The organism is Streptococcus sp. HMSC065C01, assembly GCF_001813525.1.
GTDB lineage: Bacteria > Bacillota > Bacilli > Lactobacillales > Streptococcaceae > Streptococcus > Streptococcus parasanguinis_V.
The window spans coordinates 54,763-81,093 of sequence record NZ_KV812859.1 but is presented as its reverse complement, the minus strand read 5'-3'; the positions used below and the strand labels follow the sequence as shown (position 1 = coordinate 81,093).

Genomic DNA, 26,331 nt, shown 5'->3' with positions numbered 1-26,331 from the left:
AAAAGTATGGCAACATTATTATCAATTGAAGGTATTCATAAGACATTTGAAGCTGGAACAGTCAATGAAAACCATGTCTTAAAAGGCTTGGATCTCCAAGTAGAAGAAGGGGACTTCATTTCGGTCATCGGTGGAAATGGAGCTGGGAAATCAACCTTGATGAACATCTTGGCAGGAAATCTGGTCGTGGATGAAGGGGATATCTTGCTAGAAGGTAACTCCATCAAAAATACGAGTGTTCGTAAGCGTGCGAAAGATATTGCGCGTGTCTTCCAAGATCCTAAGATGGGGACAGCTTCTCGTTTGACCATTGAAGAAAATATGGCCATTGCCCAACGTCGGGGGAAATCTCGTGGTTTGGGCTGGGGAGTTCGGGAGAAAGATCGCGAATTATTCCGTGAAGCCTTGAAGGAACTGAATATCGGTTTAGAGAACCGTCTTAAGGTGGATACCCAATATTTGTCTGGTGGGCAACGTCAAGCTTTGACCTTGGTCATGGCAGCCTTGGTCAAACCCAAACTCTTGCTTCTGGATGAACATACCGCAGCGCTCGATCCTAAGACTAGTGAAATGGTCATGGAATTGACACAAAAGATCGTGGAAAGCCATGATTTGACAACCTTGATGATTACGCATGATATGAACCATGCCATTGAATACGGCAACCGCTTGATCATGCTCTACCAAGGCAAGATCGTTGTCGACGTCAAAGGAGAAGAAAAGAAAAACCTAACGGTTGAAGATTTGATGCGCCTCTTCCAACAAAACAGTGGCGAAACCCTGGTGAGTGATGAATTGGTATTGGGATAGAAAAAAGGAGTTTTTGCTAAACTCCTTTTTTATTTCCTCCGCTCTGCATAGTCGACAAAATGAAACTTGTCTAATTTGTGCCTGCTTTCGGTGAATTGGAATTGCCGTCCGTCTGCTAGGTGAACTTGGGAGCGGACCGTCACCACGTGTTGGTCTTTTCCAAGATCCAGTAAGATTTTGTCACGATTATCGATTGGTGAAATCAAGATTTCTTTCTTAGCATAGCCAATCTGCAATTTCAAGTCTTCTTCTATATATTGGTAGATAGAGTGCTGGGCAATTTCCTTAGTAAGGCCTGGGATCAGCTCTCTGTCTAAGTAATCAATATCTAAGACAGAAGCGACACCATCCACCATCCGTTGCCGGGTTACTTTCCAAACCAATCGGTGAAGGGGGAAGCCTGTCTTTTTAGCGCCTTTTTCATCGATACTGATCTTTTCTAAACGAATGACATTGGTTTCTGAAAGCTTTGACGATTTCTTGATAACTGGTTAATTGGGAAACAGGGAAGTCAAAGTGCGCTTGTCTAGAAACTTGCGAACCCATCCCTTGAACAGTCTCGATAAAGCCTTCCTCCTGCAAGAGCTTGAGCGTCTCTATCATACTTGGGGCAAGGAAATGAGTGAACGAGATGGTTGGAGTGCCCTCTTCTGGAATAACCATGACCAACCTCGTGCCTTGAATCGCTTTGTAGATATCAAGAACTTCCGCAATGAAGGAGCGACCATGCTCGCAGCTAGCCTTCACTTGTCACGTGGTACCCCTTATATCTACATGGGAGAAGAAATCGGCATGATAGATCCAGACTATGATTCGATGGCAGATTATGTGGATGTTGAGTCTATCAATGCTTACCAAATGCTCTTGGATCAAGGTAAGTCACCTGAGCAAGCCTTTAAGATTATTCAAGCCAAATCACGTGATAATTCTCGTACGCCAATGCAATGGGATGCTTCTGAAAATGCAGGTTTTTCAACAGGCACACCATGGTTGAAGGTTGGGAAGTCCTATAAAGACATCAATGTTGAAAAGGAAATGGATGGACCAATCTTTACCTTCTATAAAGAATTGATTAGCTTGCGTAAAGAAATGCCCATCATTTCAGAAGGCAGCTATCAGCCAGCACTGGAAGATAGTCAAGAAGTCTATGCCTTTGAACGCCACTTAGATGGTCAAAAACTCTTGGTACTCAATCATTTCTATGGAAGTGAAGTTGAAGTAGCGATTCCAGAAGACTACCAAGCAGGGCGCGTGCTCCTGTCCAACTATGAGAATGTAAAGCTTGCTGAAAAAGTAATTCTGAAACCGTATCAGACACTGGCAATTTTAGTTTAAGTTCTTGACACTTCGATCTTTTTGGGTCGAAGTGTTTTTTGAAAAATATTTTTGAAAGCGCTTGAAAATACAAAGTCATTCCCTTATAATAAAAGAGGAAAACTTTTTAGGGATGGAGAAACGCATGAGAAAAAACGGTAAAAAGATTCGCTTACTGGGAGTAGCCACCTTATTGGCTAGTCAGTTGGGGGTCTTCAGTAGTACCTTTACAGTAGTTGCAGACGAGACCACAGCTTCGACTTCAGAGCCAGCGCTTGTGACGAACACTAGTAGCGAGGAAGGCTCGACAAATCATTCGACTTCCGCTACAACAACAACTACAGAAGCTACGACGAGAGCTTCAAGTGATAAAGAAGAGACATCTAGCAGTTCCTCAGACGATACTGAGGAGAAAACGGTTAAGATCGGGGACATTCAAGGGGAAGCGCAACGCTCTCCACTGGAAGGCCAAAAAGTGGCCATCAAAAATGCAGTGGTGACCAAGACAGACCGCTATGGTTTTTATGCCCAAGATATTGAATCGGATGGCAATAGTCGGACTTCAGATGGGATTTATGTTGTTTCCAAATACAAGGTGAAAGTCGGCGACAAGGTGAAAATCACCGGTACCGTCAAGGAAGGCTATATGGAAGAGGTTACCTTGGGAGCAGGGAAGACCTTTAAGGAACCAACGAATAGTTTAACAGTGACCATGCTGGTCGATGCTTGGATCACAAAAGATGGGACAGCCCCTCTTCCAGAAGCTGTGAATATCACTGCGGGCATGCCAGCAGATGTGAAGCCTAATCCGACTGCTTATGCTCCAGAAACCGATGCCCTCGATTATTGGGAAAGCCTGGAAGGAATGCTCACGGTGGTGAAGAAACCGCATGTCCTTGGTCCCCAGTACAAAGGAGATATCTATGTCTTGGGAGAAGATTTCACAGGTCTTCCTTTAAACAATATTGGAGGTCTGAATCTACGGCCACATGCGCAAAATACAGCGACGATCCCGATTTATGTTGGGAATCAGTTTGTCGCAAAAGCTAAGGATTACTTTACAGAAGATGTGACAGGAGTGGTAACGTATCGAAATAGCTTCTATAAATTAGAGCCCACTCAACAGTTGACGGTCCAAGATGGTGGCTTGCAGCGTCAAGCAGCTCAAACGCAACCAAGTGAGGACAAGCTGACCATCGCTTCCTACAATATTGAAAATTTCTCGGCCAACAATGCCAAAAATGAAACCCCAGAGGATAAGGTGACGCTGATTGCCAATTCCTTTATCCATGAAATTCACAATCCAGACATCATTACTTTGATCGAAGTGCAGGACAATAATGGTAGTGTGGATGACGGAACGACCAGTGGTGTTGAAAGTGGACGCAAACTAGCCAATCGGATCAAGGAATTGGGGGGTAAGAGCTATGAGTATACGGAGGTTGCTCCAGTAGATGGCGCTGACGGAGGAAAGCCTGGTTCCAATATTCGTTTGGGAATCCTCTACAATCCAGAACGCGTAACCTTAGCCAAAAAAGAGGCAGCAACTAGCAACGAGGCAGCGCAATTTGACAAGGGACACTTGGTTAAAAATCCAGCTCGTATTGCCCCAAATGACCCATCGTTTGATCATACTCGCAAGTCTTTAGCTGTTGAGTTTGAATTCAAGGGCCAACCAGTTGTGGTGATTGCCAATCACTTGAAATCAAAAATCGGAGATGATGCTATTTATGGTGCAAGTCAACCAGCAGTGGAACATACCTTGCCAACTCGTGAAGCACAAGCCAGTGTCATCCATCAATTCGTTCAAGAAGGCTTGAAGCAAAATCCTAAGACCACCTTTGTTTTGACGGGTGATTTTAATGACTACGATTTCTCAACCACGGCACAGATCCTTGCGGGTAGTGAACTAACCAACTTAATGGCTCAACATGATGTAGGCGATCGCTATTCTTATTTCTACCGTGGAAGCAATCAAGTTTTGGATAACATTTTTATCTCAAACAACATGGCAGCCAAAGCAAGGTTTGAACCCGTCCATATCAATGCTTCCTTTATGAAGGAACATGGTCGTGCATCAGACCATGATCCTGTCTTGGTCCAAATCGACTTTAGTGGAGCACAAACTCCAGGAACGCCGACGGATGATCAACAAGGGAATACAGGACAACCAACGGATCAAACCATCCCTTCCTCATCGAATACAGGATCTCAACTAGTCCCTCATCAGGCTCAAGCCAATGAACAAAAGAGTTCACCATCTGAAAGCAAAGAGAAGGGCAAGAACGAAGATGAGAAGCAAGACGACAAGGAAGAGGAAGCAACAGAAACGAAGACACCAGGAAAACGGAAAATCCTCCCATCTACTGGACAAGAAACAAGCTATCTAGCTCTTTTTGGAGTGGCAATAGCTACGATGAGTCTTGTCTGGTATAAGAAGAAAAAGACTTACTAACGTTTTCAAAAGAAAGATCTAAAAAAGGAGTCGCTGGCTCTTTTTTTCTCCTAAAATACAGGACAGATAGTCCCATATTGGAAACTGTACTAGGACAATGAAAACTACTGAAAAGAACAGTTTCTTTTCAAAAAGAAGCTTAAACTCTTTAAAATAGATGGAATCGTGTTATAATAAAATCATAAAACGTTTTCAAGAGAAGAGGTTCCTCAATGGAAAATGAAACAGTTGACTATGGAAAAGTAACAGGAATGGTACACTCAACAGAAAGTTTTGGTGCAGTAGACGGGCCTGGGATCCGCTTTATTGTCTTCCTTCAAGGCTGTCAAATGCGGTGTCAATACTGCCACAATCCAGATACTTGGGCAATGGAAACCAACAAGTCCCGTGAGCGGACGGTGGATGATGTCTTAGAAGAAGCCCTCCGTTATCGTGGATTTTGGGGCGAAAAAGGGGGAATCACTGTCAGTGGTGGAGAAGCCCTCTTGCAGATTGACTTTTTGATTGCACTTTTTACCAAGGCTCAAGAGTTGGGCATTCATTGTACTTTGGATACCTGTGCTCTTCCTTTCCGGAATACGCCTCGTTATTTGGAAAAATTTGACCGCTTGATGGCAGTGACAGACTTGGTGCTTCTTGATATCAAGGAAATCAATGATGAACGACACAAAATTGTGACCAGCCATACCAATAAAACGATTCTAGCTTGTGCCAAGTATTTGTCTGATATTGGCAAGCCCGTTTGGATTCGCCACGTCTTGGTGCCAGGTTTGACAGACCGAGATGACGACTTGATCGAACTTGGAAAATTTGTTAAAACCCTTAAAAATGTCGATAAATTTGAGATCCTTCCTTACCATACTATGGGGGAATTCAAATGGCGTGAATTGGGAATTCCGTACAAATTGGAGGGTGTGAAACCACCGACAAAAGAACGGGTCCAAAATGCAAAAGATTTGATGGAAACAGAAAGTTACCAAGATTACCTGAAACGGGTCAAAGGATAAAGAAGAAAAACAGTTGGCAATCCCAACTGTTTTTTCTAGTGAATGCATTGTTCTTCCCTTTCTTTAAACGGAAAAACGTGTTAAAATAGAGTGAATCTATAAATGAAATAAAGAGGTAGAAATATGTCAAAAATTCTCGTTTTTGGTCACCAAAATCCTGACTCAGATGCTATCGGCTCATCTGTAGCTTTTGCTTATCTTGCAAAAGAAGCTTATGGTTTGGATACAGAAGCAGTGGCTCTTGGAACTCCAAATGAAGAAACAGCTTTCGTATTGGACTATTTTGGTGTGGAAGCACCACGCGTCATCACATCAGCTAAAGCAGAAGGTGCAGAACAAGTCATCTTGACGGACCACAATGAATTCCAACAATCTGTTTCAGATATTGCTGAAGTAGAAGTTTATGGTGTAGTGGATCACCACCGTGTGGCTAACTTTGAAACTGCTAGCCCACTTTACATGCGTTTGGAACCAGTTGGATCAGCATCTTCTATCGTTTACCGCATGTTCAAAGAACACGGTGTAGCAGTGCCAAAAGAATTGGCAGGTTTGATGCTTTCAGGTTTGATTTCAGATACCCTTCTTTTGAAATCTCCAACTACCCACCCATCTGATAAAGTCATTGCGCCTGAATTGGCTGAATTGGCTGGTGTCAACTTGGAAGAATACGGTCTTGCCATGCTCAAGGCTGGTACTAACTTGGCAAGCAAATCAGCAGAAGAATTGATCGATATCGATGCTAAGACTTTTGAATTGAACGGAAACAACGTTCGTGTGGCTCAAGTGAATACAGTTGATATTGCGGAAGTTTTGGAACGCCAAGCTGAAATCGAAGCAGCTATCCAAGCTGCCAATGCAGCTAACGGCTACTCTGACTTTGTTTTGATGATTACAGATATCGTCAACTCAAACTCAGAAATTTTGGCCCTTGGTGCCAATATGGACAAGGTAGAAGCTGCTTTCAACTTCAAACTTGAAAACAACCACGCTTTCCTTCCAGGTGCCGTTTCACGTAAGAAACAAGTGGTGCCTCAATTGACAGAAAGCTTTAATGCTTAATGATAGGTGGGAAAACCCATTATTAAAAAGGAGTTTCGGCTCCTTTTTTGCTAGGAGAAGATCATGTTAGAGACGGGCGATTTGATTTTTGTCAGTGAAAATACAGAAATGGGGCAAGCCATCCAGACATCAACTGGCAACTATAGCCATGTGGCCATCTTTTTGGACGATTCCATTTATCATGCAACGGTGGAAGGCGGTGTCCTTGCCCAATCCCCTGAAGATTTCTTTGAAGCTGAGAAAGCATATGACCTTTATCGCTACCCGAAAATCGATCTCAAAGAAGTCAAGAAGCGGGCAGAAAACCTTTTAGGGACTCCCTACAATGCTTCCTTTTATCCGGATGGAGATGGTTATTACTGTTCCCAGTTCATCGCAGAACTACTCCCTATTTTTGAAACCATTCCCATGAAGTTTGGAGATGAGGAACAGGAGATTAGTCCGTTTTGGGAAGATTACTACAGAGGGCTCGGTCTAGCCGTTCCTCTAGATCAGCCCGGGACCAACCCGAGTCAGTTAGCCCAATCACCACAGCTACAGTTTAAAGAAAGGTATTTGGATGATTTGGATTCATGAAACAACAATCTGAATCTTTGATACAGTTTATAAGAGTTACATCAAACTAAAGAAAAATAATATTTTAAAAATATGTTCTACCTTCGAATACAACTTGTAAAAGTTGTATTTTTTTCTAATATCCTCTGGATGTTTCTTGTTTAGACAGATAAAATATGATATACTTCACAAAAAAACTAACCACTGGTTAGTTTTTGATGGAAATCAAAGGAGGAAGTAAATATGTCTTTCTTGTATCGTTTATTAACACGTACAAAACAAATCAGTCCACATATAAGAAAGTTTGAGTTCGAATTGGGTGTTTTTGTTGTCAGCATATGGCTAGTTGAATCATCTAGTCGCTTTTATGTGATTGATACGGGAATGCGAGGAATGGAGAAGTACGCTGCCCAGTTTTTACTCCCACAAAAAATTGAAGCAATTTTTCTGACCCATGGACATCCAGATCATATCAAAGGTTTGCCCTATCTTAGACAGCACTTTGGGAACATCCCGACTTTAATCAGTGAGAAGGAATTCCCCTATATTTCAGGCAAAGAACCTTTTCCTAATAGAAAAGAGACGGAAAAAGTGATTTTTGATCCGGCTACTTTTATAACTGTTGAAAGTCAAGAAGGTCAAGACTTGATAAGTAGTGCAGGACTAAAACCACTATTTTCTCCTGGTCATTCCCCTGGTCATGTTGTTTATTACCATGAAGAGGATCAAGTTTTAATTGCTGGAGATCTTTATACAGCTACGAGAAATGGAAAGTTGCGTCCACCAATGAAAGGATATACAGCAGATATGAGACAAGCTTTAGCTAGTGGTGAAAGAATTCTCAAGGATTATTCACAGGCACTTGTTAGTGTTTGTCATGGTAGTGAGGTAAAAGATGCAGTACGAGATTTTGAGGCATTGAATGGGTTTAAAGGGAGTTTGTAATGGCAAAGGATACAAGGTCCAGAATTATCAGAGTAGCAGAGGAAATTTTCCGAAAAGAACCTTACCAGAAGGTGGGAATTAGGCAGATTGCTCAAGCTGCAGGATGTTCACATACAGCTATTTATCAGTATTTTAAAAAGAAAGAGGATATATTATATGCAGTAGCGGAAAAACCGTTAACTCACCTCTATCATACTTGCTTAGAAATCAGTCATTCCAAGCAGAATGATAAGGAACGTCTGCTTCAAATCTGTCAAACATACGTGGATTTTGGGTTTAGAGAACGTAATTTTTATGAATTATTGATTTTTTACCGTGGAGAGCATGAAGATTCAGGCGATTGTTCGCAACCGTTGATGCAATTGAGAATGAAAAGTTATCGTTTATTGGAAGAAGCTATTGATGTCTTTTTACCGAAAGACTTATCTGATGCAGAAGCGCTAAATATTCGTAGTGGAATCTTTATTTTTTTACATGGCTTAGTGAGTATCTACAGTAGGGACAATGAAGAATGTCCAGAACGCATTAAGCAACTACTGACTGATTTTATTTCTTTCAAAATAATAGAAATGAAATGAGTTGGAATAACTTATGGGGCTTCTACAGTAAACTTGGATTGAAAAGACTAAGTTCTTTTATTGCCTTATTTTCCCCTCTTGCCTGCCTATACATAAATTGAAGATTTTGTCCTTTGGTATTGATTTCGCTTAAACTAATTTTTATGTTACAATAAGAACGAACCGATAAAACAGTAAACGAGACCTATTTATGATTACAATCATTAATCCTACACGTTTGACACGTCAGCCATTTCTTAAGGACTTGATCAACTTTTTGGATCAGCACGACGATGTGATCCTGCGGCAAATCAAGGCCCAATTTCCAGATCAACCAGTGGATAAGCTGATGGAGGAGTATATCAAAGCGGGCTTCATCCTTCGAGAAAATAAACGTTACACCCTCAACCTGCCCTTCTTGAAGTCAGCTGATCTTGTTGACTTGGATCAGGAGGTCTTTGTTCGAGAGGACAGTGCAGTTTATCAAAAATTAAAAGCAAAGGTCTTCCAAACAGAACTCCGCAATACTACCAACGAAGCGATTTTGGTGGAAGAGACGGACTTTGCGCGAAATGCACAGACCCTTTCCAATTACTTCTACAAGGTGAAACACCAATATCCATTGACAGAGGATCAAGAAAAGCTCTATGCCATCTTGGGAGATGTCAATCCCGAGTATGCTCTTAAGTATATGACTAGCTTTTTGCTCAAATTTCTTAAAAAAGATCAGCTCATGCAGAAACGTCGAGATATCTTTGTCGACAGTTTAGTTTTATTGGGCTACATCATTCAAAATGAAGATGGAAAGTATGAGTTAGCTGTCGAATTTGATAAAGAACGATTCATTTTTATAAAAAAATAAAGGCTAGGAAAATTTCCTAGCCTTCTTTCATTTGATTATAAATAACGTTCAGCGATGGCGGCATCGCCTGGATATTCTTCTTTTACGCCATTGACGATTTGGTAGCAGTCAGCTCCTTTTCCGGCGATAATGACGGCATCTTCAGGCTTGCTGGTTGTCGCCATAGCCACTTGAATGGCTTCTTCGCGATCTGCGATTTTCTCGACAGGGCGCGTGATAAAACTACTAATCTCTTCAGCGATAGCCAAAGGATCTTCATAGTTGGGATCATCCGCTGTGAGGAAGACTTGGATCTCAGGATGTTCTTCTAAGAGTAAGCCAAAGTCCTTGCGGCGGCTCTCTCCTTTATTCCCAGTTGATCCGAGAACTAGTGAAATGGTCCCCGTTTGATGGGTTTCGACAACAGAGAGTAGTTTTTTCAAGCTATCACCATTATGGGCGTAGTCGATGAAGACCTTAGCGCCGTTTTGCTGAGTCAAGACTTCCATTCGGCCTGGAACGCGCGTCTTAGCAATCCCTTTTTGGATATCCTCGAGGCTCGCACCTAGGCGAAGGCAGGCAAGACCTGCAGCCACAGCATTTTCTTGGTTGAAATGTCCAATCAGTTGGATTTCATAGTTTCCAGCTAATTTACCAGTGGCTGAGAAGCTGAAGGCCTTAGAGTTTTCAATTTGATTCTCAGACTGGCTTCCATAAAAATCGTGGTCTTGGTTCGCGACTTGGTCCGCTAAAACTTGGAAATGATCCATATCACTATTGATGACAACGGCTTGGCTGTTCTTCATGAGGAGACGTTTGTGGTAGAAATAATCCTCAAAAGTTGGGTGTTCAATCGGTCCAATATGGTCAGGACTGATGTTGAGAAAAACACCAACGTCAAAGGTCAGACCGTAAACCCGTTTCACTAGATAAGCTTGACTGGAAACTTCCATAATCAAGTGGGTCCGATCATTGGCTACTGCCTCAGCCATCATGGCAAAAAGATCCAAGCTCTCTGGCGTTGTCAGGGTCGATTTAAAGAAGTTTTTACCATCCAGCGTCGTATTCATAGTCGACAGCATAGCTGGTCGGTGACTTTGTTCCAAAATATGGTAAGCAAAATAGGCCGCTGTTGTCTTTCCCTTAGTCCCTGTGAAGGCCAATAGTTTTAATTGTTTCTCAGGGTGCCCATAAAACTCCATAGCAATTAAGCTCATGGCCTGCTTGATATCATTGACGAGGATGGCAGGAATACCAACTTCATAATCTTTTTCAGAGACATAAAAGCCGAGTCCATCAGAAATAGCCTGTTCCAAGTATTCTTTTTTGAAGCTGGCCCCTTTAACAAAAAAGAGGGTGCTAGCAGAAACCTTACGGCTATCATAGCTAATAGCATCAAAACTTGTTCCTTCTAGATGGTAGTAGTATTCACCATTTACTAGAACTTCTCGGAAATTTTGGTCTTGTTTTAAAATGTTGAGGGTTTGTTCAATTGTAATCATAAAACTATTGTAAACCTAAAGTCCCTATTTTACAAGTGTCATGGAAAAGTTTATAATGAAGAGAAGAAGAAACGAAAGAGGACACCAATGAGTCACGAACAAAATGACCAGCAAGCCCAGATGCTACGCGGGACTGCCTGGATGACAGCCAGCAATTTTATCAGCCGTTTGCTAGGGGCTGCGTATATTATTCCTTGGTATATTTGGATGGGAAAATATGGGCCACAAGCCAATGGTCTTTTTACAATGGGTTACAATATCTATGCTTGGTTTCTCTTGATTTCGACAGCCGGGGTACCCGTAGCTGTTGCCAAGCAAGTAGCCAAATACAATACCCGGGACCAAGCCGACCATAGCTTTGCTTTGATTCGGGGCTTCTTAAAATTCATGGGAATTTTAGGCCTAGGATTTGCCATTCTTATGTATCTGTTATCTCCTGTCTTTGCTAGCCTTTCAGGTGGGGGAAAAGAGTTGATTCCGATCATGCAGAGCCTTTCTTGGGCTGTCTTGATCTTTCCTTCGATGAGTGTCATTCGGGGATTTTTTCAAGGTTTTAACAACATGAAGCCTTACGCTATAAGCCAGATTGCAGAACAAGTGATCCGGGTCATCTGGATGTTGCTCACGACCTTCTTCATTATGAAGATTGGCTCAGGTGATTACGTGCAGGCTGTGACGCAGTCGACCTTTGCGGCTTTTATTGGTATGGGAGCGAGCCTTCTGGTGCTCTTTTATTACCTTGCAAAGACAGGCTTGCTCTCTTCTATTTTTAGAAAGCAAGAGGGAAGTGAAGGGATTGACACTCGGGCTCTCTTGATCGATACGATTCGGGAAGCTATTCCTTTTATCATTACTGGTTCTGCGATTCAGCTCTTCCAAATTGTTGACCAGATGACCTTTATCAATGTCATGTCTTGGTTCACAGACTATAGTCAAAAGCAGCTCATGGTCATGTTTAGTTATTTCTCTGCTAATCCAAACAAAATTACCATGATCTTGATAGCAGTAGCGACTTCGATTGGGGGAGTTGGGATTCCTCTGTTGACAGAGAATTATGTGAAGGGGGACCTAAAAGCAGCTGGGAAGCTCGTACAGGATAACTTGACCATGTTGCTAGCTTTCTTGCTTCCAGCCACCTTTGGTGCAGTAGCAGTCGCAAAACCACTTTATACGGTTTTCTATGGGCAACCAGATAGCTTGGCCTTAGGACTCTTCATCGTAGCGATGTTGCAGACGGTAATTCTCGGTCTTTACACGGTCTTATCGCCAATGATTCAAGCCCTCTTTCAAAATCGCAAGGCCATCCGCTACTTCTTTTATGGTGTAGTGGTGAAATTGGTCCTACAAATTCCATTTATTTTGGTCTTTCGTTCTTATGGGCCGCTTTTGTCAACGACCATTGCCTTAATGGTGCCAATCGTTCTCATGTATCGGGAGATCCAAACCATTACTCAGTTTAATCGAACCATCATCTTCAAGCGGACCTTGCTTGGTTCTATCCTGACTGTAGTGATGCTACTTGGAGTCTTGATCGCAGGCTTGATTTTGGGCTGGATTTTCCCACCAAATGGCCGTGTATCGAGCATGATTTATATCATCGTCATAGGCGGATTAGGAGTTGCTATTTATGGAGCCTTAGGATTATGGCTACGGTATTTTGACCGCTTTATTGGAGGTCAAGCTGCACGTCTCAGACAAAAATTCCGGATTAAATAAATCAGAGGTTGGGTAAAAAGTGCCCAGCCTTTTCTTATAGTTTGAAACTATAGCTAGGTCTTGAAAATGGGAAAACCGCTCTCCTCATAATAGTGATAAAATAGTAAGCAGTTAGATTGAATGTTTATCGGAGGGCAATATGAGTAAAAAACGCAATATCAATACTATCTTGGCACAGGCAGGAATCAAGTCGGATAAAGCAACGGGAGCTTTGACGACTCCTTTGCATTTCTCTACGACTTACCAACACCCAGAATTTGGTCAGTCTACAGGTTTTGACTATACCCGTACGAAAAATCCAACACGCGCAACAGCTGAGAAAACTTTGGCAGCTATCGAAAGTGCAGACTATGCTTTGGCGACAAGCTCTGGAATGTCAGCTATTGTGCTTGCTTTTAGCATTTTCCCTGTTGGTTCAAAAGTCTTAGCCGTTCGTGACCTTTATGGAGGTTCTTTCCGCTGGTTTAACCAACAAGAGCAAGAAGGTCGTTTCTCTTTCACCTATGCCAATACGGAAGAAGAACTGATCCACCATCTAGATCATGGTCCGGTGGATGTCCTCTATATTGAAACACCAACCAATCCATTGATGTTGGAATTTGATATTGCTCATTTAGCCAAATTGGCCCATGCAAAAGGTGCCAAAGTCGTGGTGGACAATACCTTCTATAGCCCGATCTATCAACGCCCGATTGAAGAGGGAGCGGATATTGTTCTTCATTCAGCAACCAAGTACCTGGCTGGTCACAACGATGTCTTGGCTGGTGTTGTCGTGACAAATGATGCAGACTTGTATGACAAACTCTTTTACAATTTGAACACGACAGGTGCTGTTCTTTCCCCATTTGACAGCTATCTGCTGATCCGTGGTCTCAAAACGCTCTCTATCCGGATGGAGCGCTCCACAGAGAATGCTCGCAAGGTGGTCGAGTTTTTGAAAACCTCCCCTCAGGTCAAAGAAGTCCTCTACACTGGAAAAGGTGGAATGGTCTCCTTTAAAATTCAAGATGAGAAAAAAATTCCTAACTTGTTGAATTCCCTTCAAGTCTTTACCTTTGCAGAAAGCCTTGGCGGAGTTGAAAGTTTGATCACTTATCCTACCACCCAAACTCACGCGGACATTCCTGCAGAAGTTCGCCATTCATATGGTTTGACAGATGATCTTCTTCGGTTGTCCATCGGAATCGAAGATGCGGATGATTTGATTGAAGATTTGAAACAAGCATTGGAGGCTTAAGATGACCAAATATGATTTCACGACTTTACCGAATCGCTTGACCCACCATACCTACAAATGGAAAGAAACAGAGACCGATCCAGAAATCATTCCAGCTTGGATCGCGGACATGGATTTTAATGTCATTCCAGAAGTACGAGAAGCTGTTATCGGCTATGCAGACCAAATGGTCTATGGCTACACCTATGCATCGGATAGCCTCTACCAGTCTATCCTTGATTGGGAAAAAGAAGAGCATGGCTATTCCTTTGACAAGGAAGCTGTCGTCTTTATCGAAGGCGTTGTTCCAGCTATTTCAACAGCTATTCAAGCCTTCACCAAGGAAGGGGATGCTGTCTTAATCAATACACCGGTCTATCCTCCATTTGCCCGAAGTGTCAAACTCAATCGTCGAAAATTGATCGAAAATTCATTAGTTGAAAAGGATGGTCTTTTCCAAATTGATTTTGATCAGCTGGAAAAAGATATTGTGGAGCAAGAGGTTAAACTCTATGTTTTGTGTAATCCGCACAATCCTGGAGGCCGTGTATGGGATTGTGAAGTCTTGGAAAAAATCGGCCACCTTTGTCAAAAACATGGTGTCCTTCTCGTTTCAGATGAGATCCACCAAGATTTGGCCTTGTTTGGCCACCGTCATACCAGTTTTAACACGGTTGATCCAAGCTTTAAAGATTTCAGTTTGATCTTAACTAGTGCTACCAAGACTTTCAATATTGCAGGAACAAAAAATTCCTATGTGGTCATTGAAAATCCAAAACTTCGTACAGCTTTTAAACAACGGCAATTGGCTAATAATCAACATGAAATCTCAGGCTTAGGGTATATTGCTACAGAAGCGGCTTATCGTCATGGCAAGCCTTGGTTGACAGAGCTCAAGCAAGTCTTTGAAAAACACATTGACTATGTCGTAGATGAATTGCATGAAAACACTAAAATCCGTGTCATGAAGCCCCAAGGAACCTATCTTCTTTGGTTGGACTTTTCAGCCTATCCTTATAGCGATGATGAGCTGCATGCTAAAATCCATGACCAAGCCAAATTGATTTTGAACCGTGGAACAGATTTTGGAAAAGAAGGAAACTTGCATGCCCGCCTCAATGTGGCAGCTCCCTTCACCCTCATTGAAGAAATTACCAAACGTTTGGTGGAAACTTTTCACAAATAAGTGTTGACTTTCTGTAAGTGAAGGAGTACAATAAACTCGAAATACGGTAGGTGAGGCTACCACAAGGATACGGATGACTACCGCAAAGCAGTGGAGACACTACTCGTTGGTCAACAGTCCTGATCGCAAAGGTCAAGACTAAGCTCATTTCATTGCCTTGTGGAGCTAAAGCTTGGACGGTCAGTTTTTTGAGAGTTTTGATTGAAAAATAAATGACGAGTTTCATGAGTCCTACCGATCGAGGGTAGGACTCTTTTTTATGCCTTACCAAGAAAAGAGAAAGGAGAGAGCTATGATACAAATCGACGATCATCCCGAACCGCACCGAACCAGCCAATCGCTGATTTGTGTCGTAGGGACTCCAAAAGTGATTGGCTCCTGATTGAAAAAGGAGATACCAATGCAAACAAATAAAGAAAGACTCATTGCTGCCCTTCAAGAACCACTTGAAAGCACCTTTGCCGACTACAAAACCAGTGCCCTTGGTTTAGTTGACGATCAAGTAGAAGAAAACCGCGATATTTATGGCGAAAATGTCATCACAAAAGGTCAAGAAGATTCCATGATCAAAAAGATCTATGAATCGATTATCAATCCTTTTACGGTGATTTTGTTGGTCATTGCGCTGGTTTCCTTCATCACTAATGTCTGGCTAGCAAAACCAGGTGAACAGGATCCAACGACCTCTATCATCATTGTGATCTTGGTCTTGATCTCAGGTGGGATCCGCTTCATTCAAGAATTGCGGAGTGATAAAGCTGCCAGCAACCTATCACGTATGATAGTCAATACAGCGACCGTTCTGCGTGATGGGTCGGAACAAGAAATTCCGATCAATGAAATCGTCGTAGGAGATGTGATCAAACTGAGTGCTGGCGACATGATCCCAGCAGATGTGGTCTTGATTGATTCCCGTGACTTCTTTGTCCAACAATCTGGTCTCACAGGGGAAAGTGATGCTGTTGAAAAGGTTTGTCTCAGAAAAGCCGACAGTCAGAATCTAGATAGTCTCTTGGAGAGTGAAAGCTTGGCCTTTATGGGAACCAATGTCATCTCCGGACGGGCGACAGCCTTGGTCTTGGTCGTGGGGGATGAAACCATGATGGGTGCTATTGAGCAAACCATCAACACCTATGACGAACCAACCTCATTTGAGAGAGAAATGAATACCATCTCTTGGCTCTTGATTCGGCTCATGTTAGTGATGGTGCCCGTTGTCTTTGTGATCAATGGTCTCACAGATGGTGACTGGTTAGAAGCGGGTGTCTTTGCCCTCAGCGTTGGGGTTGGTTTGACTCCGGAAATGCTGCCGATGATTATTACAGCGAGTCTTGCTAAAGGCTCCATCATCATGGCAAAAGAAAAAGTCGTTATCAAAAAACTCAATGCCATCCAAGACCTTGGGGCTATTGATATTTTGTGTACAGATAAGACAGGTACCTTGACTCAAGATGAAATCGTTTTGGAGTATCCGCTTGATATCCATGGCGAATTGGATCTATCAGTTCTTCGTCGGGCTTACTTGAATTCCTATTTCCAAACCGGGCTAAAAAATTTGATGGACCGAGCGATTATCAATCGGACCCAGAAAGAAGCCAAGAAACATGAGATTGTTCGCGATCTGGATCAAACCTTCCATAAGATTGATGAATTGCCCTTTGATTTTGAACGTCGTCGCATGAGTGTCATTGTCAAAGACGAAGACGGTGTGGTCAGCATGGTGACCAAGGGTGCCTTGGAAGAAATGCTTTCTGTATCGAATTATGTTGAGTACAAGGGGGAGATTAAACGCCTGACAGATGAAGTCCGTCAAGAGGTCCTCGCTGAAGTTGCTCAGTTAAATGAACAAGGTCTTCGTGTTTTGGGCGTCAGCTACAAAACCGACTTGGACGAAAATGACATCTTTAGTGTTGAAGATGAACGAGACATGATCCTAACCGGTTACCTTGCCTTTCTTGATCCACCAAAACCTTCTGCAGCTCCAGCAATCAAAGCTCTTGCAGAATATGGGGTAACCACCAAGATCTTAACTGGGGACAATGAAAAGGTCACCCAAGCTGTCTGTGAAAAAGTAGGACTAGATGTCGAGCGGATTCTTTTGGGAAGCGAAATCGATACGATGACTGACCAAGAGTTAGCACAAGTTGTGGAAACAACAACGGTCTTTGCCAAATTATCACCCGATCAAAAAGCGCGGATCATCCTCTGCCTCAAGAACAATGGCCACAAGGTGGGTTACATGGGAGATGGGATCAACGATGCTCCATCCATGAAGGTCTCAGACGTTGGGATCTCCGTGGATACCGCTGTGGATATCGCCAAGGAAACGGCAGATGTCATCCTTCTGGATAAGGACTTGATGGTCCTTGAAAAAGGTTTGGTTGAAGGTCGCAAGGTCTATGCCAATATGACCAAGTATATCAAGATGACGGTCTCTTCTAACTTCGGGAACATCTTTTCTCTGCTCTTTGCCAGTATCTTTTTGCCTTTTCTTCCAATGGCTCCCGTTCATTTGATTGTGCTCAATCTTATCTATGATCTTTCTTGTATCGCCCTTCCTTTTGACAATGTCGACAAGGAATTCCTCAAGAAACCTCGTATCTGGGAAGCAAACTCTATCATGCGCTTTATGGCCTGGATTGGTCCAATTTCATCAGTATTTGATATTATTACCTACATGCTTCTTTATTTCCTTGTTGTCCCAATGATTTTAGGTCATGGCTACAACCATGGAGCAGCAGATGCAGCAGCCTTTATCATGGTGTTCCAAACTGGATGGTTTATTGAATCTATGTGGTCTCAAACCATGGTTATTCATATGTTGCGTTCACCAAAACTTCCATTTATCCAAAGTCGTCCAGCCTTCTCAGTCGTGGTGACGACTCTAGCAGCAGCCTTCTTTGTAACCTCCCTTCCATATAGTCCTTTGGCTTCTATCTTGAAGTTGAGCCAACTAAATGGATTGTACTTTGTTCTATTGTTTGCTATTATCGTCCTCTATATGCTTAGTGTGACGGTTGTCAAACGTATCTATATTAAGAAGTACAAAGAATGGTTGTAATTGATTGATAGAAAGAGTGAGTCCGAACTCAAAAAATTAAGTGTAAGGGCTCTCTTTTTTTTGTAAAATTTGGTATAATAAGAAGAATGTAAAGTTGGAAATGAAGATTTCCATGTGCTGTGAGTATCAAAGAGGGACTGAAAGAAAGAGTAGAGTTTGACTCCACTTTTATCATAGCTCTTTTTTGAATAATAACAGCTTAGAAAGAAGGATCTCAAAATGGGAAAATTAGAAGTTATTACACATCCACTGATTCAACACAAATTGTCTATTCTTCGTCGTACAGATACCTCTACGAAGGCCTTTCGTGAATTGGTAGATGAGATTGCTATGTTGATGGGCTATGAAGTGTTGCGTGAATTGCCTCTTGAAGATGTTGAGATTGAAACTCCTATTACTAAAACGGTTCAAAAACAAATCGCAGGGAAGAAGTTGGCTATTGTCCCAATTCTTCGTGCAGGGATTGGGATGGTTGATGGTCTCTTGAGTTTGGTACCAGCTGCTAAGGTTGGCCATATCGGGATGTACCGTGATGAAGAAACCTTGAAACCAGTTGAATACTTGGTGAAATTGCCAGAAGATATTGATCAACGTCGTATCTTTGTAGTAGACCCGATGCTTGCTACGGGTGGATCCGCTATTCTAGCGATTGATTCCTTGAAAAAACGTGGCGCTAGCCATATTAAATTTGTCTGCTTGGTATCAGCGCCAGAAGGAGTGAAAGCTCTTCAAGAAGCTCACCCAGATGTTGATATCTTTACAGCAGCCCTCGATGATCATTTGAATGAACATGGCTACATTGTTCCTGGTCTTGGAGATGCAGGTGACCGTTTATTCGGTACCAAATAAGAAACCATTCATGATTCGTCCGAAAGTTGCTTAAGATTTGACCTTTTTTGACCATTGGTTTATAATAGCACATATACTTTGAACCTCACGAATCGTGAGAATGAATGGATACTAAAGGAGAAGAATAGATGATTCCAGTAGTTATTGAACAAACCAGTCGTGGAGAACGTTCTTACGATATTTATTCCCGTCTGTTGAAAGATCGAATTATCATGGTAACAGGACCAGTTGAGGACCAAATGGCTAACTCCATTATCGCTCAATTGCTCTTCTTGGATGCCCAAGATAATACAAAAGATATCTATATGTATATCAATACCCCAGGTGGCTCTGTCTCAGCAGGTCTTGCCATTGTAGATACTATGAACTTTATCAAGTCAGATGTCCAAACCATTGTTATGGGGATGGCAGCTTCTATGGGAACTATCATCGCTTCAAGCGGTGCGAAGGGCAAACGCTTCATGTTGCCAAACGCTGAGTACATGATTCACCAACCAATGGGTGGAACTGGTGGTGGTACCCAACAAACCGATATGGCGATTGCAGCAGAACACTTGCTCAAAACACGGAATAACTTGGAAAAAATCCTTGCGGAAAATTCAGGTCAATCCATTGAAAAAGTGCATGCTGATGCGGAACGTGATAATTGGATGAGCGCACAAGAAACGCTTGAATATGGCTTTATTGATGAAATCATGGCCAATAATAAATTGGGTTAAACCATCCTGTAGGAAGGCTCGTCAAGAGGCTGGGACAAAAGTCCTAGCCTCTCAATTATTTTTGGATTGTCGAGCAAGACGCAGTGGTTGAGTGGGCTCTACTACGCTGATTTCATCAGCTTTTACAGCCCTACTCAACTGTGCGGAGGTGGGACGACGAAATCGAATTCTAACGAATTACCGATTTCTGTCCCACTCTCTTTTTTGCTCTCATAAAAGAGTAGTTCTTTTTCTTGAAATTTGATATACTAGTAACAGAACGAGAAAGGGATTGACCATGTTTGAGAAACAAGAAAGAACAGGCTTGATTGTAAAATTGTATTACAATCGAGACGGGAAAAAATTACAATCTGTCGGAGATGTCTTGTACCATTCTAAGAAATGCCGTTATGTCCAATTGTATGTGGACAGCGACAAGGCCGATCAAGTCATGGAAGACTTAAAGAAAGAACGTTATGTCAAAAAGGTCTTGCCTTGCCATCTCAAAGATTTAGATACAGATTTTGTGGGGAGTTTGCAACGATTGGAGACCCCATCTGTGGTCACAGAAGTTTAGAAAACGCAATCATTTGATGGATTGTGCTTTTTTTATTGACAATTGTCAGATAATTCGGTATATTCTTAATGTATTTAATTTAAGATTCATTTAAGGAGATCATTACAAATGAAGAAAAAATTTGCTCTTTCATTTTTAACCATTGCAAGTGTCGCTCTTCTTGCTGCTTGTGGTGAAGTTTCTACTTCTGGTTCAAACACAACTGGTAACGAAATCGGCAAGGAACTAAAAGTCGGTTTTAACTTTGAAAAAACTGGTGAAGTAGCAGCCTACGGTAGCGCTGAACAAAAAGGTGCTCAATTGGCCGTTGATGAAATCAACGCTAAGGGTGGAGCTGATGGCAAAAAGATCGTTGTCACAGATAAAGATAACAAGTCTGAAACAGCTGAAGCAGCTACAGTCACTACAAACCTTGTCACTCAATCAAAAGTGAACGCTCTTGTTGGACCTGCAACTTCAGGTGCTACTGCAGCAGCCGTTGCCAATGCTGGTAAAGCAGGTGTGCCATTGGTTACACCATCTGCAACTCAAGATGATTTGACAAAAGGTCAAGATTACCTTTTCCGTGCAACCTTCATCGATAGCTTCCAAGGAAAAATCATTGCCAAATACACAACTGATAACTTGAAAGCGAAGAAAGTCGTTCTTTACTACGATAACTCATCTGACTATGCGAAAGGGATTGCTGAAGCCTTCAAGAAATCTTACAAAGGTGAAATCGTAGCAACTGAAACCTTCCAATCTAAGGATACAGACTTCCAAGCTGCCCTTACAAAAATCAAAGATAAAGACTTCGATGCGATTGTTCTTCCAGGTTACTACACAGAAACTGGTAAAATCGTAAACCAAGCGCGTGGTATGGGAATCAAACAACCAATCATTGGTGGTGATGGATTTAGCGATGCTAAGTTCGTTGAACAAGCAACACCTGCTGCAGCTACAGACATCTACTACGTAGCTGGATTCTCTACTGAAGGTGAAATGACTGATAAAGCCAAGAAATTCGTAGAAGCTTACAAAGCGAAATACAATGAAGAACCTTCAATGTTCGCAGCTTTGGCTTATGATTCAGTTTACATGGTTGCAGAAGCATCTAAAGGTGCTAAGAACTCTGTCGAATTGAAAGATAACCTTGCGAAGTTGAAAGACTTGGAAGGTGTGACTGGTACAATGTCAATTGACAAGAACCACAACCCGGTTAAATCAGCTCTTATGATTGGCTTGAAAGATGGTAAAGTCAAATCAGTTGAGTCTGTTAAACCATAATTATCATTTGTTGTTTGTACAAGAGGCTGGGAGAATGAAAATTCCTGGCCTCGCTCTTTATTGTTAGAAAGGATGGTTCAAATGCTCCAGCAATTAGTGAACGGTCTAATCTTGGGAAGTGTCTATGCACTCTTGGCCCTTGGTTATACCATGGTGTATGGAATTATCAAATTGATCAACTTTGCCCATGGAGATATCTACATGGTAGGTGCCTTTATGGGATATTTCTTATTGAACTCGTGGAAAGTGAACTTCTTTGTAGCCTTGCTCCTAGCCATGGTTGGGACGGCTATTTTAGGGGTTGTAATTGAATACCTGGCTTATCGTCCGCTTCGTCATTCGACTCGGATTGCAGCCTTGATCACAGCCATCGGGGTTTCTTTCTTGCTAGAATATGGGATGGTCTTCTTCGTAGGGGCCAATACCCGTTCCTTCCCGCAAGTGATTAAAACGGTTCGTTACAACTTCGGTCCTATTTCAATCTCCAATATTCAGTTGATGATCTTGGGAGTGTCTGTTTTCTTGATGGTCGCTCTTCAATTTATTATTCAAAAGACAAAGATGGGGAAAGCCATGCGGGCTGTATCTGTCGATAGTGATGCTGCTCAATTGATGGGGATTAACGTAAACCGTACGATCAGTTTTACCTTTGCTTTGGGATCTGCCTTGGCAGGTGCTGGTGGTGTCTTGATTGGTTTGTATTACAACTCGATCGAGCCTCTGATGGGGATGACACCAGGGATCAAAGCATTTGTCGCAGCCGTTCTTGGAGGAATCGGAATCATTCCAGGTGCTGCCCTAGGTGGATTTGTTATCGGTTTGTTGGAAACCTTCGCTACAGCGATCGGTCTTTCAGACTTCCGTGATGCCATTGTGTATGCCATCTTGATTGTGATCTTGCTCATCCGTCCAGCAGGTATCCTCGGTAAAAATGTGAAAGAGAAGGTGTAAGCCATGAAACAAAATTTAAAAGTGAATTTAGTCTGGCTTGGTCTTTTGGTCGCAGGTTTTGCCTTGATCCAAGTCTTGGTTGCAGCGGGTGTGCTCAACCTCTTCTATATCCAAATTTTAGAACAAATTGGAATTAATATTATCCTTGCAGTTGGCTTGAACCTCATTGTTGGTTTCTCAGGTCAATTCTCACTCGGCCATGCCGGATTTATGGCGATTGGTGCTTACTCTGCAGCCATTCTTGGTTCCAAATCACCAACCTATGGGGCTTTCTTTGGCGCGATGGTTTTAGGTGCTTTGATTGCTGGTGTCGTTGCCTTGATCGTTGGGGTTCCAACCCTTCGTTTGAAAGGGGACTATCTCGCGATTGCGACACTTGGGGTTTCTGAAATCATCCGGATCTTGATCGTTAATGGTGGTACTCTAACAAATGGTGCTGCTGGGATCCTTGGTTTGCCAGCCTTTACAACTTGGCAATTGGTTTACCTCTTTGTTGTAATTACAACGATCTTTACGATTAACTTCTTACGCAGTCCAATTGGACGCTCTACCCTTTCTGTTCGTGAAGATGAAATCGCGGCAGAATCTGTTGGGATCAATACGACCAAGGTCAAAGTCATCGCCTTTGTATTTGGTGCGATCACAGCGGCGATTGCTGGATCTCTCCAAGCCGGCTTTATCGGCTCTGTTGTCCCTAAAGATTACTCTTTCACCAATACTATTAATGTCTTGATCATTGTCGTATTTGGTGGTTTGGGATCAATGTCAGGAACAGTTGTGGCAGCCATCGTCTTGGGTATCTTGAACATGGTGCTTCAAGACTTCTCAAGTGTACGTATGATCATTTACTCATTGGCTTTGATTCTCGTGATGATCTTCCGTCCAGGTGGTCTTCTTGGAACATGGGAATTCAGCTTGAAAAAACTACTCTCAAAAAAGGAGGCTAACTAATGGCACTTCTTGAAGTAAAAAACTTAACAAAAAACTTTGGTGGTTTGACAGCCGTTGGGGATGTGACCATGGAACTCAATGAAGGAGAATTGGTTGGTTTGATCGGCCCCAACGGTGCCGGTAAAACAACCCTCTTCAACCTACTAACAGGGGTATATGAACCAAGTGAAGGGACCATTACCTTAGATGGTCAGCTCCTAAATGGTAAAGCACCTTATAAAATCGCTGCAGGTGGTCTGGGACGTACTTTCCAAAATATTCGTCTCTTTAAAGATTTGAGCGTGTTGGACAATGTTTTGATTGCCTTTGCCAATCACCACAAACCACATGTCTTTGCGAGTCTTTTCCGCTTGCCAAGCTATTACAAGAATGAAGAAGCTTTGAAAGCGAAAGCTCTTGAATTGTTAGCCATTTTTGGTTTGGAAAAAGAAGCAGATACCTTGGCCAAAAACTTAGCTTACGGACAACAACGTCACTTGGAGATCGTTCGTGCCCTTGCTACAGAGCCAAAAATCCTCTTCTTGGATGAACCTGCTGCAGGGATGAACCCTCAAGAAACAGCAGAATTGACCCAATTGATCCGTCGCATTCAAAAAGAATTCAATATTACGATTATGCTGATCGAGCACGATATGAGTTTGGTCATGGAAGTAACGGAACGGATCTATGTATTGGAATATGGTCGCTTGATTGCTCATGGAACGCCAGATGAAATCAAGAACAACAAACGCGTAATCGAAGCATATCTAGGAGGTGAAGCCTAATGTCTATGTTAAAAGTTGAAAATCTTTCTGTACACTATGGCATGATCCAGGCTGTCCGTGATGTCAGTTTCGAGGTAAATGAAGGGGAAGTTGTTTCTCTTATCGGTGCTAACGGTGCTGGGAAAACATCTATTCTTCGTACCATTTCAGGTTTGGTGCGTCCAAGTGCTGGGAAAATCGAGTTTTTGGGTCAGGAGATTCAAAAGGTTCCTGCTCAAAAGATTGTAGCAGCAGGACTCTCTCAAGTTCCAGAAGGCCGCCACGTCTTTCCAGGCTTAACTGTTATGGAAAACTTGGAGATGGGAGCTTTCTTGAAGAAAGATCGAGAAGAAAACCAAGCTAACTTGAAGAAAGTCTTCTCCCGTTTCCCACGTTTGGAAGAACGGAAGAACCAAGATGCAGCAACCCTATCTGGTGGGGAACAACAAATGCTTGCAATGGGTCGTGCACTTATGTCGACGCCAAAACTCTTGCTTCTGGATGAACCTTCAATGGGATTGGCCCCAATCTTTATCCAAGAAATCTTTGATATCATCCAAGATATCCAAAAACAAGGGACAACTGTTCTCTTGATCGAGCAAAATGCCAACAAGGCTCTTGCCATCGCAGACCGCGGTTATGTTTTGGAAACAGGGAAAGTCGTTCTTACTGGAACAGGAAAAGAACTCTTAGCCTCAGAAGAAGTCCGCAAGGCTTACCTTGGTGGATAAGTTTTCTAAAGTTTGTTTGAAAGGAAAAGTTAGCTAAACCTTTCTTCGGATTGCTGACAAAGATAATTTAGAAACTTTCCTTAGGTGAGTATGGACGTCAGCGAACTTCGAAGAAGTTCCATGACTTAGTTTTGAGCCTAAGGTCTCAAAACTCCCGAGTACTAGAAACATTAATGTTTCTAGCACTTTTCTCACGGCGGAAAGTTTCAATATACTCCCAAATGATTCAAAAAATAGCATAATTTCTATTATGAAGAATTATTAATCTTATATTATAGGAAAGATAGTTTGAACATGTTCGAAAGAAAGGTCCTGAAGACCTTTCTTTTTTCATCTTTCTTGTTTGATTTTTCTAAATTTTGAAAACAAGAGAAAACTGCTGAAAGCGTTTGAAATCATTCTTAAAATCAAGTATAATAAAACTAATAAAAGCATAGGAGAACTTGTTATGGCTGTTAAAGATTTTATGACACGTAAAGTGGTTTACATTAGTCCAGATACGACAATTGCCCACGCGGCAGATTTGATGCGCGAACAAGGTTTGCACCGTTTGCCAGTCATTGAAAACGATAAATTGGTTGGGTTGGTGACAGAAGGTACGATTGCAGAAGCAAGTCCATCTAAAGCAACAAGCTTGTCTATTTTCGAGATGAACTATCTGTTGAACAAGACTAAGGTTAAAGATGTCATGCTTCGCGATGTCATTACCGTCTCTAAATTTGCGAGCTTAGAAGATGCGACCTACCTCATGTATAAGAACAAGGTGGGAATTCTTCCAGTCGTGGACAATGACCAAGTATCCGGTGTCATCACAGACCGTGATATTTTCCGTGCTTTCCTTGAAGTATCCGGTTATGGAGAAGAAGGAGTTCGTGTTCGCTTTGTGACAGAAGATAAGGTTGGCGTTCTAGAACAAATCATTCACTTGATTGTAGAAGAAGGGTATAACATCGCAAATACAGTCAATATCCCAACAAAAGACGATCGTGTGGTTATCGAAGTCCAAATTGATGGGGTGACAGATCTAGAAGGAATCCGTAGTAAATTTGAAGCCAACGGTTTGAAAGTCGATGAAATCACTCGAACAACCGCAAAAGCTATTTAATAAAAAAATCAGGCTGGATGACAATGTAGCCTGATTTTTGTATAAGGTAACCTAATAAATTCTATAAAAATAATTATGATTTTATTAATCATGACGTGTATTCTAAGATTTTCCGCCGTGAGAAAAGAGCATGAAACATACTTGTTTCATGCTCTCGGAATTTTTGAGACATTAGGCTCAAAAATTAGTCATGGAACTTTGTGAAAGTTCGCTGACGTCCGTACTCACCTAAGGAA

General features: G+C 42.2%; 22 protein-coding genes, 2 pseudogenes and 1 riboswitch. Of the genes and pseudogenes, 22 read left to right on the top strand and 2 right to left on the bottom strand.

Going from position 1 to position 26,331, the window contains the following annotated elements:
* Positions 1-6 precede the first annotated feature (6 nt).
* On the top strand, positions 7-810 hold the full coding sequence (locus HMPREF2918_RS09010) for an ABC transporter ATP-binding protein (RefSeq protein WP_021153686.1): 804 nt from the start codon (positions 7-9) through the stop codon (positions 808-810).
* 29 nt (positions 811-839) lie between these two features.
* On the opposite strand, the pseudogene treR reads toward HMPREF2918_RS09010, so the two are convergent.
* Positions 840-1,473, bottom strand: a pseudogene (gene treR / locus HMPREF2918_RS09005) (trehalose operon repressor).
* Here treR and HMPREF2918_RS09000 point away from each other — a divergent pair.
* The 8 genes and pseudogenes from HMPREF2918_RS09000 to HMPREF2918_RS08965 all read left to right on the top strand — a co-directional run.
* A pseudogene (locus HMPREF2918_RS09000) lies at positions 1,393-2,145 on the top strand (alpha-amylase family glycosyl hydrolase); the annotation flags it as partial. The pseudogenes treR and HMPREF2918_RS09000 overlap by 81 nt on opposite strands.
* Before the next feature lie 124 nt (positions 2,146-2,269).
* Positions 2,270-4,579, top strand: coding sequence for an endonuclease/exonuclease/phosphatase family protein (locus HMPREF2918_RS08995; RefSeq protein WP_070595305.1), 2,310 nt, complete (start codon positions 2,270-2,272; stop codon positions 4,577-4,579).
* 212 nt (positions 4,580-4,791) lie between these two features.
* Positions 4,792-5,586, top strand: coding sequence for a pyruvate formate-lyase-activating protein (gene pflA, locus HMPREF2918_RS08990; protein ID WP_003005017.1), 795 nt, complete (start codon positions 4,792-4,794; stop codon positions 5,584-5,586).
* A gap of 123 nt (positions 5,587-5,709) precedes the next feature.
* Entirely contained in the window at positions 5,710-6,645 is a 936-nt protein-coding gene (locus HMPREF2918_RS08985; protein ID WP_003005572.1) for a manganese-dependent inorganic pyrophosphatase, read from the top strand.
* A 63-nt stretch (positions 6,646-6,708) separates the two neighbouring features.
* Positions 6,709-7,221: a YiiX/YebB-like N1pC/P60 family cysteine hydrolase gene (locus HMPREF2918_RS08980; RefSeq protein WP_070588758.1), complete on the top strand. Its 513-nt coding sequence runs from the start codon at positions 6,709-6,711 to the stop codon at positions 7,219-7,221.
* Between the two features lie 222 nt (positions 7,222-7,443).
* Positions 7,444-8,145, top strand: coding sequence for an MBL fold metallo-hydrolase (locus HMPREF2918_RS08975; RefSeq protein ID WP_070595303.1), 702 nt, complete (start codon positions 7,444-7,446; stop codon positions 8,143-8,145).
* Positions 8,145-8,723 (top strand): TetR/AcrR family transcriptional regulator, encoded by a 579-nt coding sequence (locus HMPREF2918_RS08970; protein ID WP_070595302.1) that lies wholly within the window; start codon positions 8,145-8,147, stop codon positions 8,721-8,723. Before HMPREF2918_RS08975 ends, HMPREF2918_RS08970 begins: the two co-directional genes overlap by 1 nt.
* A gap of 190 nt (positions 8,724-8,913) precedes the next feature.
* Positions 8,914-9,564 carry a DUF1803 domain-containing protein gene (locus HMPREF2918_RS08965; RefSeq protein WP_070595300.1) on the top strand — a complete coding sequence of 217 codons (651 nt, stop codon included), beginning with the start codon at positions 8,914-8,916 and terminating at the stop codon, positions 9,562-9,564.
* Between the two features lie 35 nt (positions 9,565-9,599).
* On the opposite strand, the gene HMPREF2918_RS08960 is transcribed toward HMPREF2918_RS08965, so the two are convergent.
* A complete protein-coding gene (locus HMPREF2918_RS08960) occupies positions 9,600-11,045 on the bottom strand; it encodes a UDP-N-acetylmuramoyl-L-alanyl-D-glutamate--L-lysine ligase (RefSeq protein WP_070595298.1) in 1,446 nt (481 codons plus the stop codon).
* 87 nt (positions 11,046-11,132) lie between these two features.
* Here HMPREF2918_RS08960 and HMPREF2918_RS08955 point away from each other — a divergent pair, with 87 nt between their 5' ends.
* From HMPREF2918_RS08955 to HMPREF2918_RS08895, 13 genes are all read left to right on the top strand, one after another.
* Complete coding sequence (locus HMPREF2918_RS08955; protein ID WP_003005489.1) at positions 11,133-12,761, top strand: putative polysaccharide biosynthesis protein; 1,629 nt, start codon at positions 11,133-11,135, stop codon at positions 12,759-12,761.
* 139 nt (positions 12,762-12,900) lie between these two features.
* Positions 12,901-13,998, top strand: coding sequence for a cystathionine gamma-synthase (locus tag HMPREF2918_RS08950; protein ID WP_070595297.1), 1,098 nt, complete (start codon positions 12,901-12,903; stop codon positions 13,996-13,998).
* Position 13,999: 1 nt separating this feature from the next.
* Positions 14,000-15,163 carry a MalY/PatB family protein gene (locus tag HMPREF2918_RS08945; RefSeq protein ID WP_070588765.1) on the top strand — a complete coding sequence of 388 codons (1,164 nt, stop codon included), beginning with the start codon at positions 14,000-14,002 and terminating at the stop codon, positions 15,161-15,163.
* Positions 15,164-15,198: 35 nt separating this feature from the next.
* Positions 15,199-15,356, top strand: a riboswitch (M-box (ykoK) riboswitch).
* Positions 15,357-15,563: 207 nt separating this feature from the next.
* Positions 15,564-18,224, top strand: coding sequence for a magnesium-translocating P-type ATPase (gene mgtA, locus HMPREF2918_RS08940; RefSeq protein WP_070588766.1), 2,661 nt, complete (start codon positions 15,564-15,566; stop codon positions 18,222-18,224).
* Positions 18,225-18,443: 219 nt separating this feature from the next.
* Positions 18,444-19,073 (top strand): uracil phosphoribosyltransferase, encoded by a 630-nt coding sequence (gene upp / locus HMPREF2918_RS08935; protein ID WP_003005574.1) that lies wholly within the window; start codon positions 18,444-18,446, stop codon positions 19,071-19,073.
* A 128-nt stretch (positions 19,074-19,201) separates the two neighbouring features.
* Positions 19,202-19,792 (top strand): ATP-dependent Clp protease proteolytic subunit ClpP, encoded by a 591-nt coding sequence (gene clpP, locus HMPREF2918_RS08930; RefSeq protein WP_021153673.1) that lies wholly within the window; start codon positions 19,202-19,204, stop codon positions 19,790-19,792.
* A gap of 277 nt (positions 19,793-20,069) precedes the next feature.
* Positions 20,070-20,348 carry a DUF2129 domain-containing protein gene (locus tag HMPREF2918_RS08925; protein ID WP_023918810.1) on the top strand — a complete coding sequence of 93 codons (279 nt, stop codon included), beginning with the start codon at positions 20,070-20,072 and terminating at the stop codon, positions 20,346-20,348.
* 108 nt (positions 20,349-20,456) lie between these two features.
* Positions 20,457-21,614 carry an ABC transporter substrate-binding protein gene (locus HMPREF2918_RS08920; protein ID WP_023918808.1) on the top strand — a complete coding sequence of 386 codons (1,158 nt, stop codon included), beginning with the start codon at positions 20,457-20,459 and terminating at the stop codon, positions 21,612-21,614.
* Between the two features lie 81 nt (positions 21,615-21,695).
* Complete coding sequence (locus tag HMPREF2918_RS08915) at positions 21,696-22,565, top strand: branched-chain amino acid ABC transporter permease (RefSeq protein WP_021153669.1); 870 nt, start codon at positions 21,696-21,698, stop codon at positions 22,563-22,565.
* 3 nt (positions 22,566-22,568) lie between these two features.
* Positions 22,569-23,516 (top strand): branched-chain amino acid ABC transporter permease, encoded by a 948-nt coding sequence (locus tag HMPREF2918_RS08910; protein ID WP_003008278.1) that lies wholly within the window; start codon positions 22,569-22,571, stop codon positions 23,514-23,516.
* A complete protein-coding gene (locus HMPREF2918_RS08905) occupies positions 23,516-24,280 on the top strand; it encodes an ABC transporter ATP-binding protein (protein ID WP_049491216.1) in 765 nt (254 codons plus the stop codon). Before HMPREF2918_RS08910 ends, HMPREF2918_RS08905 begins: the two co-directional genes overlap by 1 nt.
* Complete coding sequence (locus HMPREF2918_RS08900; RefSeq protein WP_003005434.1) at positions 24,280-24,990, top strand: ABC transporter ATP-binding protein; 711 nt, start codon at positions 24,280-24,282, stop codon at positions 24,988-24,990. The genes HMPREF2918_RS08905 and HMPREF2918_RS08900 overlap by 1 nt, the downstream gene beginning before the upstream one ends.
* A 448-nt stretch (positions 24,991-25,438) precedes the next feature.
* The gene (locus HMPREF2918_RS08895; protein WP_003005183.1) at positions 25,439-26,095 is read left to right on the top strand and encodes a CBS domain-containing protein; all 657 of its coding nucleotides are present in this window, start codon (positions 25,439-25,441) and stop codon (positions 26,093-26,095) included.
* Positions 26,096-26,331: the final 236 nt, after the last annotated feature.